The 17,595-nt window shown below is 70.3% G+C and carries 12 protein-coding genes; 7 read left to right on the plus strand and 5 right to left on the minus strand.

Going from position 1 to position 17,595, the window contains the following annotated elements; translation table 11 throughout:
- Positions 1-3: 3 nt before the first annotated feature.
- Together ACWEKS_RS06025 and ACWEKS_RS06030 are read right to left on the minus strand one after the other, a co-directional pair.
- Positions 4-1,209, minus strand: coding sequence for an Ig-like domain-containing protein (locus tag ACWEKS_RS06025; protein ID WP_452339056.1), 1,206 nt, complete (start codon positions 1,207-1,209; stop codon positions 4-6).
- 174 nt (positions 1,210-1,383) lie between these two features.
- Entirely contained in the window at positions 1,384-2,922 is a 1,539-nt protein-coding gene (locus ACWEKS_RS06030; RefSeq protein WP_452339057.1) for a DUF4185 domain-containing protein, read from the minus strand.
- A 160-nt stretch (positions 2,923-3,082) separates the two neighbouring features.
- On the opposite strand from ACWEKS_RS06030, the gene hrpB reads away from it, so the two are divergent.
- Both hrpB and ACWEKS_RS06040 read left to right on the plus strand, forming a co-directional pair.
- Positions 3,083-5,530 carry an ATP-dependent helicase HrpB gene (gene hrpB / locus ACWEKS_RS06035; protein ID WP_452339058.1) on the plus strand — a complete coding sequence of 816 codons (2,448 nt, stop codon included), beginning with the start codon at positions 3,083-3,085 and terminating at the stop codon, positions 5,528-5,530.
- Positions 5,531-5,863: 333 nt separating this feature from the next.
- Positions 5,864-6,844, plus strand: a complete 981-nt coding sequence (locus ACWEKS_RS06040) for a quinone oxidoreductase family protein (protein WP_452339059.1) — start codon at positions 5,864-5,866, stop codon at positions 6,842-6,844.
- A 12-nt stretch (positions 6,845-6,856) separates the two neighbouring features.
- Here the strand turns inward: ACWEKS_RS06040 and ACWEKS_RS06045 are convergent, their stop codons facing one another.
- From ACWEKS_RS06045 to ACWEKS_RS06055, 3 genes are all read right to left on the minus strand, one after another.
- Positions 6,857-8,242, minus strand: a complete 1,386-nt coding sequence (locus tag ACWEKS_RS06045; RefSeq protein ID WP_452339060.1) for a DUF2252 domain-containing protein — start codon at positions 8,240-8,242, stop codon at positions 6,857-6,859.
- A 167-nt stretch (positions 8,243-8,409) separates the two neighbouring features.
- Positions 8,410-9,972 carry an FAD-dependent monooxygenase gene (locus ACWEKS_RS06050; RefSeq protein WP_452339061.1) on the minus strand — a complete coding sequence of 521 codons (1,563 nt, stop codon included), beginning with the start codon at positions 9,970-9,972 and terminating at the stop codon, positions 8,410-8,412.
- A gap of 57 nt (positions 9,973-10,029) precedes the next feature.
- Positions 10,030-10,650 (minus strand): TetR/AcrR family transcriptional regulator, encoded by a 621-nt coding sequence (locus tag ACWEKS_RS06055; RefSeq protein WP_452339062.1) that lies wholly within the window; start codon positions 10,648-10,650, stop codon positions 10,030-10,032.
- 208 nt (positions 10,651-10,858) lie between these two features.
- On the opposite strand from ACWEKS_RS06055, the gene ACWEKS_RS06060 reads away from it, so the two are divergent.
- The 5 genes from ACWEKS_RS06060 to ACWEKS_RS06080 all read left to right on the plus strand — a co-directional run bounded on the left by ACWEKS_RS06060 (position 10,859) and on the right by ACWEKS_RS06080 (position 17,593).
- Positions 10,859-11,737: a DMT family transporter gene (locus ACWEKS_RS06060; RefSeq protein ID WP_379427148.1), complete on the plus strand. Its 879-nt coding sequence runs from the start codon at positions 10,859-10,861 to the stop codon at positions 11,735-11,737.
- A 115-nt stretch (positions 11,738-11,852) separates the two neighbouring features.
- Positions 11,853-13,124 carry a diguanylate cyclase domain-containing protein gene (locus ACWEKS_RS06065; protein ID WP_452339063.1) on the plus strand — a complete coding sequence of 424 codons (1,272 nt, stop codon included), beginning with the start codon at positions 11,853-11,855 and terminating at the stop codon, positions 13,122-13,124.
- A 129-nt stretch (positions 13,125-13,253) separates the two neighbouring features.
- A complete protein-coding gene (locus ACWEKS_RS06070; protein ID WP_452339064.1) occupies positions 13,254-13,913 on the plus strand; it encodes a phosphate signaling complex PhoU family protein in 660 nt (219 codons plus the stop codon).
- A 121-nt stretch (positions 13,914-14,034) separates the two neighbouring features.
- Positions 14,035-16,551, plus strand: a complete 2,517-nt coding sequence (locus ACWEKS_RS06075; RefSeq protein ID WP_452339065.1) for an MFS transporter — start codon at positions 14,035-14,037, stop codon at positions 16,549-16,551.
- 133 nt (positions 16,552-16,684) lie between these two features.
- A complete protein-coding gene (locus tag ACWEKS_RS06080; RefSeq protein WP_452339066.1) occupies positions 16,685-17,593 on the plus strand; it encodes an SGNH/GDSL hydrolase family protein in 909 nt (302 codons plus the stop codon).
- The last annotated feature ends 2 nt before the right edge of the window (positions 17,594-17,595 follow it).

A 17,595-nucleotide genomic window follows, 5' to 3' on the forward strand; every position in this document is an offset into this window, starting at 1 on the left:
CCCTCAGGCCAGGGCGCTGCCCCGCTGCCAGTCCGGCCAGAGGATGGTCCAGTCACCGCCCTGCCCGATGTCGAGCGGATCGCCGCCGGTATTGCGGACCTCGACCACATCGCCGGGGTTGGCGAAGTCGAAGAACCAGGCGGCGTCCGCGGGACTGAGGTTGAGGCAGCCGTGCGAGACGTTGGTATTGCCCTGCGCCCAGACCGTCGCGGCGAGTTCGTGCAGGTAGATGCCATCGTGGCTGATGCGGACGGCATTTCTGATGTTTTCGCGGTAGCCGAGGCCGGAGTTGACGGGCAGGCCGTAGCTGGAGGAGTCCATGCTGACGACGCTGTTCTTATCGAGGACGGTGTAGACCCCGGGATGGGTCCAGAACGACAACACCCGCCCGCCCACCACGGCGGTACCGCCCCGGCCCATGGACGTGGGCATGCTGCGAACCAGGTTGCCGTTCTCGAAGACCTCGATGTGCTTGGTGTTGTCGTCGGCGATGGCGATGTGGGAGGGGCCGACCACCACGGAGACCCGCTGGTCGTCCCGGCCGTACACGCCGTCGCCGAGGCGGGTGCCGAACAGGTTCGCCGCCACCGTGATCCGGGTGCCGGGCGTGTGATAGCTCTCCGGACGCCAGTGCGCATTGCGATCGTCGAGCCAGTACCACGCGCCCGGCACGTGGGGCTCGGTGGTGACCCGGAGGGTGCGTTCCGCGGCGGCTCGGTCGACGGCCTCGTCGAAGTGCGCGACCAGCACCAGGCCGATGCCGTAGGTTTCACCGTCCTGGATGTCGAGGAGATTGTTCGAGCGGAAGGAGACGCTGGTCAGCGTGTCGGGCCGGACAGTGGTGAAGACGGCGGTGGTGTCGACGTCGCCGGTCTCGCCGTTCGCCACCACCGACGCCGTATAGGTGTGGCCGTAGCCGAGTGGTTCGGAACTGATCCAGGCCAGGCGATCCGCGGAGAGCGCGCCCGGTAGCGGTCGGCCGGTTTCGTCGACCCAGGAGACCGAGGTCAAGGTCCCGTTGAGCACACCCACCCGGCCGAGTTGACGCGGACTCAACTCGCGCCCGGCGGCCACGGGCGGAAACACGATGGCGGCGGGCCGCGAGGCGCGCGGGAGCAGCCCGTTGCCCCGGTACGGCACGCTGCCGGCGACGAACAGGCCGCCCAGCCCCATGATCCCGGTCAATACCTGACGACGTCGCAGCCCCAACGCGCGCTCCCTTCGACCTGATCCCGGACCCGGCTCGGTCGTGTCAGCATCGCGCCGCCGGCCAACAAGATCACGACGCCGGACGGGATCTCCACCGTTCCGTCGCGTAACCGACACCTGGCGGCAATCGAGCGGGAGTGCTCAGCGGGTCGGTATCACCTCAGCGTCGCGCGATCACTTCAGCGTCGCGTGCATGAGGTAGACGTTGTAGCTGTTCCAGGTGGAGATGGTGAAGTAGAGGTCCTTGGCGGTGGACCAGGGGTGGATGAAGCCGCCGTAGGCGGTGGGGTAGTCGTCGGTGCTGAGCAGCGGGGTCGGATCCGACCAGGCGCCCTGGGGTTCGGTGGCGGTGCGGAGGACGATCTGGTTGCGGGTGACGTCGAGGTAGACCATCCGCCACTGGTTCGACTCGGGGTCGTAGTGGATGGACAGTTCGCTGGCGGTGCCGGAAACCAGTGGGGTGGCGAGTAATTCGTTGGGGCCGTCGGCGGGGGTCCAGGTGCCGTCGATCCAGTACTGGTAGGCCGATTTGTTCAGGACCTGGTCGGCGGGGACGCGGGCGAGGCCGATGACGCCGAGGCGGCCGTTGGGTGTGCCGAACATGTAGACGTAGTCGCCGTGCGGAACCATGGTGGCGACCTGGAAGCGGCCGAGCCCGAACAGGTTGTCCCAGCGGGCCCACTGCGATTTGGTCCAGGTGCGGCCGTCGTCGTCGGACCAGGCGATGCCGCCCAGGTTGGTCGACCACATGCCGGGGATCTGGGACCAGTGGTTGACCGACATGTAGGTCAGGTACTGGCGGTCGCCGACGGCGAATCCCGAGGTGGGGATGGTGGTGGTCTCGAAGTTCTTGATCTTGCGGCTGTCGAGCAGTTCGGCGGCGTGGCAGCGGCTGTTCTGCACGAAGTCGTCCAGGATCAGACCCTGCGACAGATCGCGAGTGCTGCTGTATGCCAGCACATTGCTGCGCCAGTCCTGCTGGTCGGTGCCGGCGCCGGTGGGTTTCCAGCCCTTGCCGAAGGTGTCGCCGAACATGACGGCGACCTGGCCGGGCTTGGTCTCCCACATGAGCCCGAGGTCGGTGCCGTCGACCGACCAGCGCATGTTCGTGCGATTGACCGATCCCTGCCCGGTGACCTGGTTGACCAGCTGGACCGAATCCACCTGCGGCGCGGCCACCGCCGCGGCCACGGGCGCGGGCGCGGCAGACTGGACGGCCGCGGTGGGCGCGGCCTGGGGTTCGGGTGGTTCGCCGCCCGGCACGACGATCGGGATGGGTTCGGGCTCGGTGGTGATCTCGACCTGCGGCAGCGACGCGCTGCCGCCGCCGGGCTGATTCACCGGGGCCGGGACGGTGTCGCGGACATCCGGGCACGGATTGGCGCAGGGATCGGCGGGCAGCGCGACCGGATCGACGCGGGTGTTGTCGGGCTTCGGGCCGGGCACCTGGACGGTGACGATCTGGGGCACCGGCACGGGGACCTTGATGGTCTGATTACCCTGCGGCTGGACGCCGTTCGGGTCCGCTCGGCGGTCCAGCGGATCGAATCCGGTCTCGCCGCAGCTGTTCACCGGCGCGGGCGCCCAGGGATGCGGCGCGGCCCCGGCGGGCGGCGCGGGCAGCAGCATCGCGCCCAGTGCGACGACGCCCGAGAGTGCGGGCGCCGCAGGGAATCCGGAATGACTCGACCAGCGGCGGGATCGAATTCCCATGTGGTGTGCGGCTCCTCGTCCAAGATCGGCTGACTCACCCTAGTCCGGCTCCGCCCGCTGCGCGTAACGGCACGAACCGGTCAGGGTATCGGTCGTTCCGGGCCGTCGCCGCCCACGCCGGTGGCGGCGGCGCGTCGCCGGGGCGGCAGACTGAGCGGTAATGAAGCTGCCTGATCTTCCCGACCTCCCCGTACGCCCGGCGCTGGACCGCATCGCGGCCACCCTGGGTGAGTGCGGGACCGCCGTGCTGGTCGCGCCGCCCGGAACCGGCAAGACGACGCTGGTTCCGCTGGCTCTGGCCGCGACCACCGGCGGACGGGTGGTGGTCGCGGAGCCGCGCCGGCTGGCGGCACGGGCGGCGGCCGCGCGCATGGCGGCGCTGCTGGGCGAGCGGGTCGGAGAGACCGTCGGGTATGCGGTGCGCGGGGACCGGAAGGTGGGGGCCGGGACCCGGATCGAGGTGGTGACCTCCGGGCTGCTGGTGCGGCGGCTCCAGAACGATCCGGAGTTGGCCGGGGTCGACGTGGTCGTCATGGACGAGTGCCACGAACGCCACCTGGACGCGGATCTGCTGCTGGCCCTGCTCCTGGATGCCCGGGCCGGGCTGCGGCCGGACCTGCGGGTGCTGGCGACCTCGGCGACCATTGCGGCGGAACGGCTTTCGGCGCTGCTGGGCGGGGAGGGGGAGCCCGCCGCGCCGGTGCTGGAGGTGCGGGGCCGGGCCTATCCGGTCGAGCTGGCGTACGTGCCGCCGGCCGCCCGGGAGCGGATCGAGCAGCAGGTGGCGCGGGTGACCCGCCAGGCATTGGCGGGCAGCGCGGGCGATGTGCTGGTCTTCCTGCCCGGGGCCGGGGAGATCCGCCGGACCGCCGACCTGTTGTCGGGACTGCCCGACGTGGACGTGCTGCCCTTGCACGGCAGGCTGTCCGCCGCGGCCCAGGACGCGGCGCTGCGGCCGGGCGCGCGGCGGCGGGTGGTGCTGTCCACAGCGGTGGCCGAATCCAGTCTGACCGTGCCGGGGGTGCGGGCGGTGGTGGACTCGGGGCTGGCGCGGGTGCCGCGCATCGATCATCGGCGCGGGCTGTCCGGGCTTGCGACCGTGCGGGTTTCGGCCGCGGTAGCCGAGCAGCGGGCCGGACGCGCGGGCCGCGAAGGCCCGGGGTGGGCGTGGCGGTGCTGGCCGGAATACGAGCACGCGACCCTGCCCGCGTATCCGGAACCCGAGATCCGCACCGCCGATCTGACCCGGCTGGCCTTGGAATTGGCGTGCTGGGGCACCGTCGACGGGCAGGCGCTGGCCTGGTGGGATGCGCCGCCGGCGGGTGGGCTGGCGGCGGGGCGGGCGGTGCTGCGGGCGCTCGACGCGGTGGATGACCATGGGGCGGTGACGGATCGGGGACGGCGCATGGCGGCTGTCGGATTGCATCCGCGCCTGGCGCGCGCACTGCTCGACGGGGCGCGCGAGGTGGGGGCGCGGGCGGCCGCCGAGGTGGTCGCGCTACTCGATGACGATTCCCTCGCTCCCGGTATCGATCTGGCCGTGGCACTGCGGAGCCTGCGCGGCGACCGGCCCGCCCGCTGGCAGCGGGAGGCGCAGCGGCTGGCGAAACTCGTCGAGGGCGACGGCGTGGACGACCCGGCTCTCGTTGCCGCACTGGCCTATCCGGAACGGCTCGCCCGCCGCCGGGCCCCCGGTTCGGCCAGTTACCTGATGGCGGGCGGCACCGCGGTGACCCTGCCACCGGGCAGCGGGCTGGGCGACGCCGAATGGCTCGCCATCGCGGTGGCCGGGCGCGACCCGGGTCAGGCCGAGGGGCGAATCCGATTGGCCGCCAAGGCAGATGAGCAGCTCGCCCGGCAGGCCGCCGCGAACCTCCTGGAGACCGCCGACGAGGTCGACTGGGCCGACGGCGATCTGGTGGCCCGCCGGGTGCGGCGCCTCGGCGCGATCGTGCTGTCGGAGCAGCCGCTCAGGGAACCGGATCCGAGCCTGGTGTCGGCCGCCCTGCTGCGCGGACTGCGCGCCACCGGCCTGGATCTGCTGCGCTGGGACGAGGATGCCTCCAGCCTGCGGCAGCGCCTGGACTTCCTGCACCGCACCCTCGGCGCGCCCTGGCCCGCCGTCGATGACGACACGCTGCTGGCCGACGCCGAAACCTGGCTCGCCCCAGAGCTTTCCACCGCCCGCCGCCGCGCCGACCTGGAGCGCGCCGACGCGGGTCAGGCCCTGCGCCGCCTGCTCCCGTGGCCCGAGGCCGCACGCCTGGACGAGCTCGCCCCCGAACGACTGGAGGTGCCCTCCGGCAGCCGCGTCCGCCTCGACTACTCCGCGGACCCGCCGGTGCTCGCGGTCAAGGTGCAGGAGATCTTCGGCTGGACCGAGCCGCCGCGCCTGGCCGGCGGCCGTGCCTCGATCCTGCTGCACCTGCTGTCCCCGGCGCAGCGCCCGGTGGCCGTCACCGCCGACCTGCCGTCCTTCTGGCGCACCGGCTGGCCCCAGGTCCGCGCCGACCTGCGCGGCCGCTACCCGAAACACTCCTGGCCCGAGGACCCCACCACGGTCACCGCCCACCGCGGCACCGCTCGCAACGCCGATCGCTCTGGCTGACCGGGGGTCATTGCTCCGACCGCCGCGGACCCATCGCTTCGACTGACGGTGGCTCACCGGACCCGGTGGCGACGGCCGATCGCCGGTCGGCGTGGCCCAATGCTCGGGCTTACGAGGTTCGATCGCTCAGGCTGAAGAGAACTCACCGCTCTGTCCGGCGACGGCCGATCGCTGCGGGTAGCGGTGTCCGGCCGGACCGGGTGGCGGGAGTGAGACTTCAAGGGCAGCATGCGGAATAGCCGGTGACGCCCGGGTGCTGCAAGGCGGTGCGTCCGGCGTTCGGATGATGTGGTTCGACCCGCCGGTGAACAGGCGGAGAGGGAGTGTGGCGGCATGCGTGCGATTCGATTCGACGAATATGGCGGACCGGAGGTGCTGCGGTCGGTGGAGCTCGTGGTGCCGGAGCCGGGGGCTGGGCGGGTATCCATCGACGTCGCCTATGTCGGAGTGAATTTCGCCGATCTGCAGGCGCGGGCCGTGGGCTATCGGGTGCCGGGGCTGCCGTTCGTGCCGGGCCTGGAATTGTCCGGGCGGGTGCGGGCCGTGGGCGAGGGTGTCGAGGGTTTGCGGGTCGGCCAGCCGGTGGCCGCCATCACCGACGGCGGCGCGTACGCCGATGTCGCGGTCGTCTCGGCCGCGACGGTGTTCCCGGTGCCGGAGGGCGTCGATCTGCGCACCGCCGCAACGCTTCCCACGGTGCTGCCGACCGCCTACGCCCTGGTGCACACCGTCGGCCGCCTGCAGCCCGGGGAGACCATGCTGGTGCAGGCCGCGGCGGGCGGCGTCGGCACGGTGGTCGCGCAGATCGCCAAGCTCGCGGGCGCGGGCGCGGTGTACGGCGTGGTGTCCAGCCCGGCCAAGGCCGAGTACGCCCGCGAATACGGTTATGACGCAGCGTTTCTGAACGAGTCCTTCGACGCGGAGGTCGCCGCCGCCACCGGCGGTCGCGGCGTGGACCTCGCGCTGGAGTCCATCGGCGGTGAAACCCTGCGCCGTACACTGGATTCCCTGGCCCGCTTCGGCCGCCTGGTCTCCTTCGGCAATGCGGGCGGTGCGGGCCCGTGGCAGGTCGGCGCGCCCGACCTCTACCCGCAGGGCCGCTCGGTGGCCGGGTTCTCCATTCTCGGCCTGAGCGTCGAGGCCCCGGACGTCCTGCACGAGATTGCCTCGCACGCCTTCGAATTGGCCACCTCCGGCAAGGTACGGCTGCCCATCACCGCCGAGTTCCCGCTCGCCGAGGCCGCGGAAGCGCACCGGCTGATGGCAGGTCGCTCCTCGACCGGCAAGCTGGTGATCGCCGTCAACCCGGAGTAGCGCCCGGCCCGCCTACTGCCCGTTCTTCTCCGGCGCGAGGTTCTCGGCAGCCGTGATGCGACCGGATTCGATGGCGGCCAGCAGGGATTCGCGATCGGCTGCCGTCTGATCGGCGTAGGCCAGCGCGAAGGCTCCGATGGCCTGGTCGAAGACGTCGTTGCTGCCGAGATACGCGGCGATGGCCACCCGATCTCCCGATCGCGCGTGGCCACGCGCCAGCGTGTGCCCGCACAGGCTGGCGTACAGCCGCAGCTGCGCCGCCGACATCTCGTCGATGACCAAGGAGCCCTTCATGTCTCGCAGCTGCCGCCAGTAGTAGAACAGCCCATCGGGCCCGGTCGCCCAGCCCAGGAAGATGTCACCGGCCGCCTGGGTGAGCCGCTGCCCGTGCACCACTCGGTGCCCCTGATGCTGGAACTTGCTGCTCCGCAGATGCGCGGCCAGTACCGAATTCTCGGCCTGCTTCACCTGGAGGAAGAGCGGATCGCCGGTATTGCGGCCGGTCAGCAGCGCGATGAAGCAGCGCGTGCCCACGCTGCCCACGCCCACGACCTTCAAGGCGATATCCCGCAATTCGTACCGATCCAGCAGCACCCGGCGCTCCTCCGGCAGCGTGTCCCGGTAGTTCGAGAGCACCGAGAGCAGTTCGGTGTGCAGCTCTCTCGGTACCGGTCTGAGCAGCGGCGGCTCGGCCTTGATGCGCGGCACGCCATCGGGCCCGGGTTCGGTGAGCTTGTCCAGCGCCTGCAGGCTGGTGCGCGCCCGGGCCCGGCTGATCACCTTCTCGGTCTGCTTGCGGTCGTGCGGGCGCAGCAGCTCGGCGACCCGTTCGGCGTCCACCATCTCGTACCAGACGTCGGTCTCGCCCAGACCCGCCAGCCGCACCATGGCCTCGCGATAGGCCTGCGCCGCCGCGGCCGCCGCCCCGCTCGCCTCGGCGTCGTCGCACCCATTGGCCCGCGCCGCCACCGCCACGCTGGCTGCCAGCCGCTTCACATCCCATTCGAACGGCCCGGGCAGGGTCTCGTCGAAGTCGTTGACGTCGAACACGAGTGACCGCTCCGGCGAGGCGAACAAGCCGAAGTTCGACAGGTGCGCGTCCCCGCACAACTGCACGGTGAGCCCGGTGTTCGGCCCGCTCGCCAGATCGGCCGCCATGATCGCCGGCGCACCCCGGTAGAACGGGAACTGCCCGGCCGCCATGCGCGCGTACCGGATCTCCACCAGCTCGGGCACCCGGGTCGCGGCCTGACGCTCCAGCACCGCTATCGGATCCTCCCGATCCGCCGCCGGCTTCCACTCACCGAGCGATCGACGTGGCACCTGCTTCCGTGCGGCCCGCCCGGCCTCCGCCGCCCCGTTACCGCCCGCCGCCGACTCCGCCTCCGATGTCGCCATGGGAGGACTCTAGTTCGACCGCACGCGGATTCCCAGGACCGTGGCCCTGCGGCCGGCGCGATCACGCTGGTCGCAGGGCCACGGGTCCGGACACCGCCGGCGACAGTGCCGACGGGCTCGATCAGGTTGACTGCCCAGCGACTCCTGATCGAGCCCGCGCGACCCTCCTAACCGGCCGCGGCGTCGGGAGTGGGTGCGCCGAACCATCGGTGCAGTGCGTTCCGGAGACTCTCCTGAGCGGCCGGGGTGATGTCGTCGGTCGCCCAGGCCACATAGCCGTCCGGCCGGATCAGCAGTGCCGCGGCCGGTGCGTCGGTGGCGGTGGCGGCGATGGGCGTGACGCGGTCGGTCCAGCCCGCCGCGGCAGCGACCGGATCGAGGGCGGTGTCGAAGGTCAGCAGGAGGGGGCGGGCGTCGCGCAGGAGTTCGGCGATCCGGGTTGGGCCGCCGGCTGTTTCGAGGGCGCCGTCGGGGAAGAAGTAGCCGGACAGCCGATGATCGTCGCCGACGTCGTAGCGGATGTCCGAGCCCGCCAGCAGCCCGGCGATATGGGCGGCCGCCGCGGGGAGCCGCAGCAGTTCGCCGAAAAGCTCTCGGAGAGCGGTGATTTCCGGACCGGGGGAGACCAGAGCCGCCTGGGAGAGCGAATACATCACCACGCGTTCGGCCACCGGGTGACGCTCGGACTCGTAGGTGTCGAGCAGGCCCTCGGGAGCCCAGCCCCGGATTTCGGCCGCGAGCTTCCATCCGAGGTTGACGGTGTCCTGCAGGCCGAGGTTCAGCCCGGGCCCGCCCATCGCCGAATGCACGTGCGCGGCATCGCCGAGCAGTAGGACGGCGCCCTGCCGGTAGTGCTGCGCCACCCGGGTGTTCTGGCCGATCGTGCGGCGCAGCGTGTGCGGGCCCGGGCCGGGCGGCGGCGTGATGGGCAGCGGGGCGCCGAGGACGCGTTCGACGCTCGCGCGCAGTTCCTCGAACGTCAGGGGTTCGTCGTCGGAAAACTGCTCGCCGCCTTGGAATTCCATGGTTCCGATGATCGGCCGGCCCGGATCGAGTTCGGCGTAGATGAAGATGCCGCGTTCGAGCCGGTGATGGCCGAGTCCGAACCGGCCCACCCCGGGAATCTCGATGCCGCCGTCGCCGGAACGGAACTCGTCGGGCAGGGTGGCATGGCCGACCCGGCTGACGTGCCCGTCGGAGGTGATGCCCGGGAACTCGATCCCGATCCGCTTGCGCACCAGGCTCTTTCCGCCGTCCGCCCCGACCAGGAAGCGGGCGGTCAGCGGGTAGGGCCCGTCGGGTCCGGACACCGTGACCGTGACCTGGTCGCCGGCGGGCTCGATGCCGGTCAGCTCGTGTCCCCAGCGCAGGTCCACGCCGAGGTCGATGGCGCGCTTGGTGAGGATCTCCACCATCTCCGGTTGCGGCTTGAAGACGAGGTGCACCGGATTCGGTTGTACGGCAGTGAGATCCAGGGGCAGGCCGCCGAAGATGTAGCGCGGGGTCGGGGCCGGTGCGGCCGGACTGCCGCTGAACGCGCCGTACAGCCCCCGCATATCGAGGACCCGGACCACCTGCCCGGCCAGGCCGTTGGCCTTCGGTTCGGGGCTGGGTGCGGGTAGCCGATCCAGCACGATCGGGCGGAGGCCGGCGAGTGCGAGTTCGCAGGCGAGCATCAGGCCGTTGGGTCCGGCTCCGGCGATGACGATGTCGACGGTGTTTTCGGGCATGGCAAATAAACCTCTTGTCGTTGAGGGTATTTGGAGAAACCGGCGAGAGCGGCGCTGCTATGCCGGCGGTTGCGGCAGGCCCGCCGCGAGCGCGGACAGGGCCTGGCGGAGCAGATGGGTGACGGGGACGGTCGGCGCCGTGCGCACATAGACCTCGAAGGTGGCCTGCAGCGCGGCGCCGGCGGCCCCGGCCACCAGCCGCGGGTACAGATCGAGTTCCGGGTCGGTGCCGGTGCGTTCGGCGATGGCGGTGATCAGGTTGTCTTCGACGCCCTTGGACAGCAGGGCCCGGGTCTCGGGGGCGGCCACCAGTTTCCGGACCTCGGCGAGCTCCGTGGGCGAGGGCAGATACCCGGGCGACTCGGCGTGTTCCGCCTCGAGCGGCTCGAGCAGTGCCGCCGTGAGCGACTCCCACAGCGGCTCGTTTGCCGGACGGGAGCGCAGAATCTCGACGGCGCTGTTGATCCGGGCCAGATGCCGGTAGGCGAGCGCGTCGTACTTGCCGGAGAAGTAGTTGTTGAAGGTGCGCACGGACACTCCCGCGCGGGCGGCGATGTCCTCGCGCACCACGTTCTCCAGGCCGCGCTCGAACATGAGCTGAAGTGCCGCGTCGCTCAAGGCTTTCCGGGTATCGAGCTTCTTGCGTTCGCGGAGACCGAGGGTCTGTTCGTCCGGCATGACTCCAGTATGCGCAAAACGTGCCCAGTGGGCAATGTTTCTCTGTGGGAAAGTTTTCACCGCGCTGTTCGCGGGTGTCGCATGCCTGACCGAAATAGTTCGAACGCCCATGGCGTTCGGACGACCGATTCAGCGTGTCGGCGGCGTGGCTTACGCTCCCGGGGATTCGGAAGGAGCGTGTCGTGCGACGAGGTTGTGGGGTGGGGCGGTGAGCAAGCGCGGCTGGCTGCTGTTCCTGGGCATGGGTGTGATCTGGGGTGTGCCGTACGCCATGATCCGGGTCGCGGTGCGGGATTTCGATCCGGTCTTCGTGGCCTTCGGACGGACCCTGCTGGGTGCGCTGGTGCTGTTGCCCATCGCGCTGTCCACCCGGGTGCTGCGGCCGGCACTGCGGCACTGGCGCTGGGTGCTGGTGTACACGATCGTCGAGATCACCGGTCCGTGGCTGCTCATCGGGCGCGCCGAGACCAGGCTGACCAGCTCGACGGTGGGCCTGCTGATCGCGGCGGTGCCCCTGATCGCCATCGTGCTCACCACCCGCCTCGGGCACGAACGCCTCGATCCGCGGCGCATTCTCGGCCTGGTGATCGGCTTCGCGGGCGTGACCGCCCTGGTCGGTCTGGATATCGACGTCTCGAATCTGGGTGCGCTGGCGGCCATCGGCGTGAGTGTCATCGGCTATGCGCTGGGCCCGATCATCATCGACCGAAAGCTGGCCGAGTTGCCGCCGATCGGCGTGGTGACCGGGTCGCTGATCTTCGCCGCCGCCATCTATCTGCCGTTCGCGCTGTGGCGGATGCCTTCTCGCTTTCCGGCCGGAGCGAGCTGGTCGGTGGTGGGCCTGGGCCTGATCTGCACCGCGCTGGCCTTCGTGGTCTTCTTCGCCCTGATCGGCGAGGTCGGCCCGTCGCGCGCCACCGTCATCACCTACATCAATCCCGCGGTGGCACTGCTGATCGGCGTCTCGCTGCTGGACGAGCCCCTCACCGCGGGCATGGCGATCGGCTTCCCGCTGGTGATCCTGGGCTCGATCCTCGGCACCGCCCGGGCCCGGGTGCGGCCCGCGGCCGAGCCCGCGCCGGCCTAGCTCGGTCGGCCGGTGCCGGCACGGGCGCAGCGGTTCTTTCGTATGCTCATTGTTAGCGAGTGGGGAGGGAAGTGCTGGACCTCGATGGTCCGGCTATGGAGGAAGGTCCTCACGGATGGACAGTCGTGAGGTTGCCGAGATGGCGCGGGAATGGTCGGCGGCCCTGGTCGATTGCGGTGGCGTGCCGACAGCTGTGCCGCCCGACATCCGCCAGTTGACGACAGGATGGATCGTCACGCTGGAAGCTGCCCTGTCGGCCGAGTCGTTCGATCCGTCGCCCGCATGCCGAGTCGGGGTCGAGATGGTCCGGTCGAACCTGACGGTCCCCGCCATGATGACCTCGACCGCGGCGGTGCTGGCCGGATTGCTGGAGCGGTCACGGCGCCCGGATCGAGCACAGCGGTTCGGCGCGCTGCTGGGAGAGCTTGCTCGCGGCTACACCACCGAGCTGCTGGACGTCCACGCCCGCAGCCAGCAGGCTGCCGAGCAACGCTTCCGCGTGGTGTTCGACAACGCCGCGGTGGCTATCGCGCTCTACGACGACTACGGCATCACGCTCGAGGCCAATTCCACGACGGCACGGATGGTCGGGATGAACCAGGAGGATCTGCCGGGGGTGTCCGCGCTGGACTTGATGCACCCCGACGACCGCGACAAACTCCGGCACGCGGTCGTCGGTCTGCTCAAGCGCAGAAGCGGCACCGCGCACCTGGAAGGCCGCTTCTGCCGCCCCGACGGCACCGTCTGCTGGGGCGCATGGACGATGACGCTGGTGCACGACGCGGACGGGCGTGAGGTGCGCGTGCTCGCCGTCGGGGAGGACATCACCGAACGGCGGGCCATGCAGCAGAAACTGTGGTGGGAGGCCCGTCATGACCCGTTGACGGGTCTGCCGAATCGTCATTGCCTGCTCGAGCAGTTGGAGGCCATTGTGGCGGCGGCCCGTCCCGGCGATCACATCGGTTTGTGCTTCCTCGATCTCGACGCGTTCAAGATGATCAACGATCGCTACGGCCACCACGCGGGAGACAGCGTGCTGGCCGAGGTCGGCCGCAGGCTCGACGCGACCCTGACCTCGCCGACGGTCACGCCGGCCCGCATCGGAGGAGACGAGTTCGTCGCGCTGCTCGCGCCGCCCTGCGACGACGACACGGCCCACGCGACCGCCGAGACCATGCTTGCGACGCTGCGAGACCCGGTTCCGGTCGGTTCCGGCGATCTGCTGTCGATTTCGGCCAGCATCGGCGCCGTTGTCACTCCGGTTGCCGGCGCGAATGCCGAAAAGCTGTTGGACGAAGCCGATGTCGGCCTGTACCGCGCCAAGGCCGCGGGCCGCGGCACCTGGGTACTGCACCGCACCGAGAACGACCCCGCAGCCAGGCAGTAGCCATGGAGCCGCCGCACGCCCGACTGGGCGGTCGGTTCTTGCCTCGGGAAGAGAACCGAGAGCCATTCGGGGATAAAGGTTTTGCCGCGATAGTGTGCAGGCATGCGGGTGGGCGGCCAAGATATGCGAGTGCGCACGAAATTCTCCAGCGAGCTGATAGCGCTGACCGATGAGCTCGCGCATATGGCGCGGCTGACGCATGAGGCTTCCGAACGGGCCGCGGCGGCGCTCCTCGGCAGCGACCTGACCGCCGCCTACGAGGTGTTCGCGCTCGAAGAGCAGGTGGAGATCGAGCACGCGAAATGTGAGGACCGGTCGGTCATCCTGCTGGCCCTGGAGGCGCCGGTGGCCCGCGACCTGCGCCAGGTGGTGACGGCCATGCAGATCGCCGACGACCTACTGGCGGTCAGCCGCGCCCTGAGCCGGGTGGCCGATGTGGTGGTGCGCCGCTACCCGAATGCGGTGGCCCCCCAGCACGTCCTCGACCTGCTCGCGGAAATGTCGGCCGCGGTCACCGATCTCGCCGATCTGGCGGGCAAAGTCATTGCCGCACAGAACCCGCCGCGCGATCGCGCCCTGGTGCCGCACGACGACAACCTGGAGCGGCTGCGCGGCCGGCTGGTGGAGCTGGCGGCCGATGACGGCTGGCCGCACGGGTCGGCCATGGCCATCGATATCGCGCTGCTGGCCCACCACTTCGAGCGCGGGGCCGACCACTGCGTGCGCATCGGGCGGCTCATTCGCTTCTTCCACACCGGTATTCCGCTCTACGCGCAAACGGAGGCGTAACCACCACCTCGTGTGAGGGGCCCCGATCGGCGGGAGTAAGCTGCCCGAATTGCTTCATGGCGAGGTCTTTTCGAGTAGCACCGCACGCACGGACAGCCGAAATCCGACAAGGGCCCCAAACATGACCAACATCTCCACCCAGACATCGGTGTCCACCCCGGCGCGGGTGGCGGCGCCGGTCCGGGTCGCCGCGGCCGCCCCGGCGCCGAGCGACCGGGCAGCGCCGATCGAGAGAACGCTGTCGCACCGTCAGATCATGACCATCCTCTCCGGCCTGCTGCTGGGCGTCTTCCTGGCGGCGCTGGACCAGAACATCGTGAGCGTGGCGATCGTCCGCATCGCCAACAGCCTGCACGGCTTCGACAAACAGGCCTGGGCCACCACGGCCTACCTCATCACCGCCACCATCTCGACGCCGCTCTACGGCAAGCTCGCCGACATCTACGGCCGAAAACCCTGCTACCTCATCGCCATCGGCATCTTCGTGATCGGCTCGGTGTGCTGCACCTTCGCCACCTCCATGTACCAGCTCGCGGGATTCCGTGCGCTGCAGGGCGTCGGCGCGGGCGGGCTCATGTCACTCGCCTTCACCATCATCGGCGATATCGTGCCGCCCCGCGAAAGGGTCAGGTACCAGGGCTATTTCATGATGGTCTTCGGCATCGCCACGGTGCTGGGACCGGTGCTGGGCGGCTTCTTCTCCAATGCCGACCACATTCTCGGGCTCGCGGGCTGGCGCTGGGTGTTCCTGGTGAACGTGCCGATCGGGGTGCTGGCGCTGCTGGTGGTCGGCAAGGTGCTGGACGTGCCCTTCGCGCGGCACCGCCACCGCACCGACTGGCTGGGGGCGATAACCCTTGCGGCCGGCACGGTTCCACTGCTCATCGTCGCCCAGCAGGGCCGGGACTGGGGCTGGGGCTCCCATCGCGCGCTGCTCTGCTACGGCATCGCGGCGGCCGGACTGGTGCTGTTCCTGATCGTCGAATTCCTCATGAAGGACAGCGCGCTGATTCCGCTGCGGCTGTTCGCGAATCGCACCTTCAGCATCGCCATCCTCGGTGGGTTCATCGTCGGTGTCGCCATGTTCGGCGCGATCGTGCTGGTGCCGCTGTACTTCCAGGTGGTGCGCGGGTACTCGCCCACGCGCTCCGGGCTCTTCATGCTGCCGCTGGTGGTGGGCATCATGCTGGGCGCGCAATTGTCCGGGCTCATCACCAAATTCACCGGGCGCTACAAGGTGCTGCCGATCCTCGGCTCGCTGGTGATCGGCGCCGGGTCGGTGCTGTTCGCGCTGGTGCACTACGACAGCCCGCTGTGGCAGCCGCTGCTGTACTGCGGCATCATCGGTTTCGGCCTCGGCGGGTGCATGCAGACGCTCATCATCGCGGCGCAGAACGCCGGGCCGCGCTCGGATATGGGTGTGTCCACCGCGTCGGCCACCTTCTTCCGGCAGATGGGCGGCACGCTCGGCGTCGCGGTCTTCCTGACCATCCTGTTCAACCTGCTGCCGCGCAAGATCCTGGCGGCTTTCGGCGGACAGCTGCCGCCGGGATTCGACGCCGGGCAGCTGGGCCGGATCCAGAGCAACACCAGCGGCATCGCGGCGTTGCCGGACCAGCTGCGCGTACCCATCCTGACCGGATTCACCCACGCCCTGGGCGGGGTGTTCGTCGTGGCGGCCGCGGTGGCGGTGGTGGCGGCGTTCGTGCTCATGTTCATGAAAGAGATTCCGCTGCAGGATGTTCCGACGCCGGTCGTGGAGGAGATCGCCGAGCCGGAAGTCGAGCCAGAATTCGAGCCCGAGCCGGAGCCGGAATTCCATATCTCCGCGCCGTCGGGGCTGTCGGTGTCGGGGTGCGTGCACCGCGAGGACGGGCAGTCGGTGCCCGACGCCGTGCTCACCCTCATCGACCAACGCGGACGCCAGGTTTCGCGCGCCGTCGGCCAACCCGACGGCGGCTATGTCATCGCGGTCCCGCGGGCGGGCGGCTACGTACTGATCGTCTCGGCGTTCGGGTATCAGCCCGCCGCGGTGACCATTTCGGTCGGCAGCCGCCCGCACCGCCTGGATGTGGCCTTGCTCGGATCCGGTGAGGTGTCGGGCGTGGTGCGGTCGGTGGGACGCGGTGCGCCGCTGGGCGATGCGACCATCACCCTCACCGACGCGTTCGGTGACGTGGTCGGCTCGACGGTCACCACCCCGGAGGGCGATTTCATCTGCCGTGGCGTGCTGGCCGGCACCTACACGCTGGTCGCGGTGGCCGATCACATGCGTCCCTCCGCGGTCACCCTGACCGTGCCGGACAGCGGAATGCTGCGCCACGACATCGAATTGGCGCCGCGCGCGGTGCTGGCCGGATCGGCCTGCAACGACCGCGGGCACGGCGTGCCCGATGCCCAGATCACGGTGCTGGACGAGGCCGGGGATCTGATCGCCGTGACCCGCACCGACGACACCGGCCGCTATGCCGTGCCGGATCTGGCAGAGGGCCGCTACACCGTGATGGCCCGGGGATATCCGGCGGCGTTCAGCCGGGTCACGGTCGCCGACGGCGAGGTCGCCCACGATGTCCTGCTGGGCTACGAGCGGGTGGAATCGCCGGGGCGCGAGCGCTGGGAGTCGGTGGATCGGGTCTGAGCCGGGGGGGCCGGGAGCGGTTGCGACCGAGGATTGTTCAAATTCGCCGCGCGCCGCGGTCCTGCAGCTGTTAGGTTTCCGAGCTGAATGCAGTTCAATGTTCGGTATTGGGCTGGTCCAGGGGAGAACCGACATGAAGACCTCGCGTGCACTGCTGACCGTGGCTGCCCTCGTGCTCACCGCCGCCCTCGTGCCGACCGCCGCCGCCCAGGCCGAACCCGCCGCCCCCGACACCGGCGCAGCCGTCAACGAGTATGTGGCCCTGGGCGATTCCTGGGCCGCCGACGCCACCCTGAGCCAGCTCACCACCGCCTTCACCCCGGCGCCGTGCGTACAGAGCGTCCACAATTACGCCAAGCAGGTCGCCGCGGCCCTGGCCGTGCCGGTGTTCCGCGACGCCACCTGCGGCGGCGCGGTCACCGCCAACATGACCCGGCCGCAGCACACCGCGCTGGGCGACAACGCGCCGCAGTTCGACCGGCTGACCGAGAACACCGACCTGGTCACCCTCGAAATTGGCGGCAATGACGCGGATCTCGCGGCCACCGTCACCGACTGCGTCACCCTCGACCCGGCCGTCAGCCCCTGCCTGAACGAGATGGTGGTGGGAGGCGTCGACCGGATGTCGCAGAACATCGCCCGCACCGAACCCCGGGTGGCCGCCACCATCGCCGGCATTCGCGAGCGCGCCCCGCACGCCCGCATCCTGCTGCTCGACTACTTCGAGGGCATCGGCCTCGACGGCGGCTGCTGGCCGGAGATCCCCATCTCCGACGCCGACGCCATCTGGCTGGGGCAGAAGCTGATCGAACTGCACGACATGCTCGGGCGGGTGGCCGCCGAGACCGGAGTCGAGTTCGTCGATACCTACGACGGCAGCTCCGGGCACGACGCCTGCCGGCCCGTCGGCACCCGCTGGGTGGAGGGGCTGCTGCCGTTCTCGGGCAGCCCGGTCGGGCTCGCGGTGCCGTTCCACCCCAACCAGCTCGGCGCGGACTACCAGGCGCGGCGGGTCCTGGAGACCCTGGACGCCACCTCCTGACC

The sequence above is a fragment of the Nocardia sp. NPDC004711 genome (assembly GCF_053601595.1).

Bases quoted from the DNA above. Each gene is read 5' to 3' on its own strand.
- ACWEKS_RS06030 (WP_452339057.1), bottom strand. From the start codon at position 2,922: ATGGGAATTCGATCCCGCCGCTGGTCGAGTCATTCCGGATTCCCTGCG.
- hrpB (WP_452339058.1), top strand. From the start codon at position 3,083: ATGAAGCTGCCTGATCTTCCCGACCTCCCCGTACGCCCGGCGCTGGAC.
- ACWEKS_RS06040 (WP_452339059.1), top strand. From the start codon at position 5,864: ATGCGTGCGATTCGATTCGACGAATATGGCGGACCGGAGGTGCTGCGG.
- ACWEKS_RS06045 (WP_452339060.1), bottom strand. From the start codon at position 8,242: ATGGCGACATCGGAGGCGGAGTCGGCGGCGGGCGGTAACGGGGCGGCG.
- ACWEKS_RS06050 (WP_452339061.1), bottom strand. From the start codon at position 9,972: ATGCCCGAAAACACCGTCGACATCGTCATCGCCGGAGCCGGACCCAAC.
- ACWEKS_RS06055 (WP_452339062.1), bottom strand. From the start codon at position 10,650: ATGCCGGACGAACAGACCCTCGGTCTCCGCGAACGCAAGAAGCTCGAT.
- ACWEKS_RS06065 (WP_452339063.1), top strand. From the start codon at position 11,853: ATGGACAGTCGTGAGGTTGCCGAGATGGCGCGGGAATGGTCGGCGGCC.
- ACWEKS_RS06075 (WP_452339065.1), top strand. From the start codon at position 14,035: ATGACCAACATCTCCACCCAGACATCGGTGTCCACCCCGGCGCGGGTG.
- ACWEKS_RS06080 (WP_452339066.1), top strand. From the start codon at position 16,685: ATGAAGACCTCGCGTGCACTGCTGACCGTGGCTGCCCTCGTGCTCACC.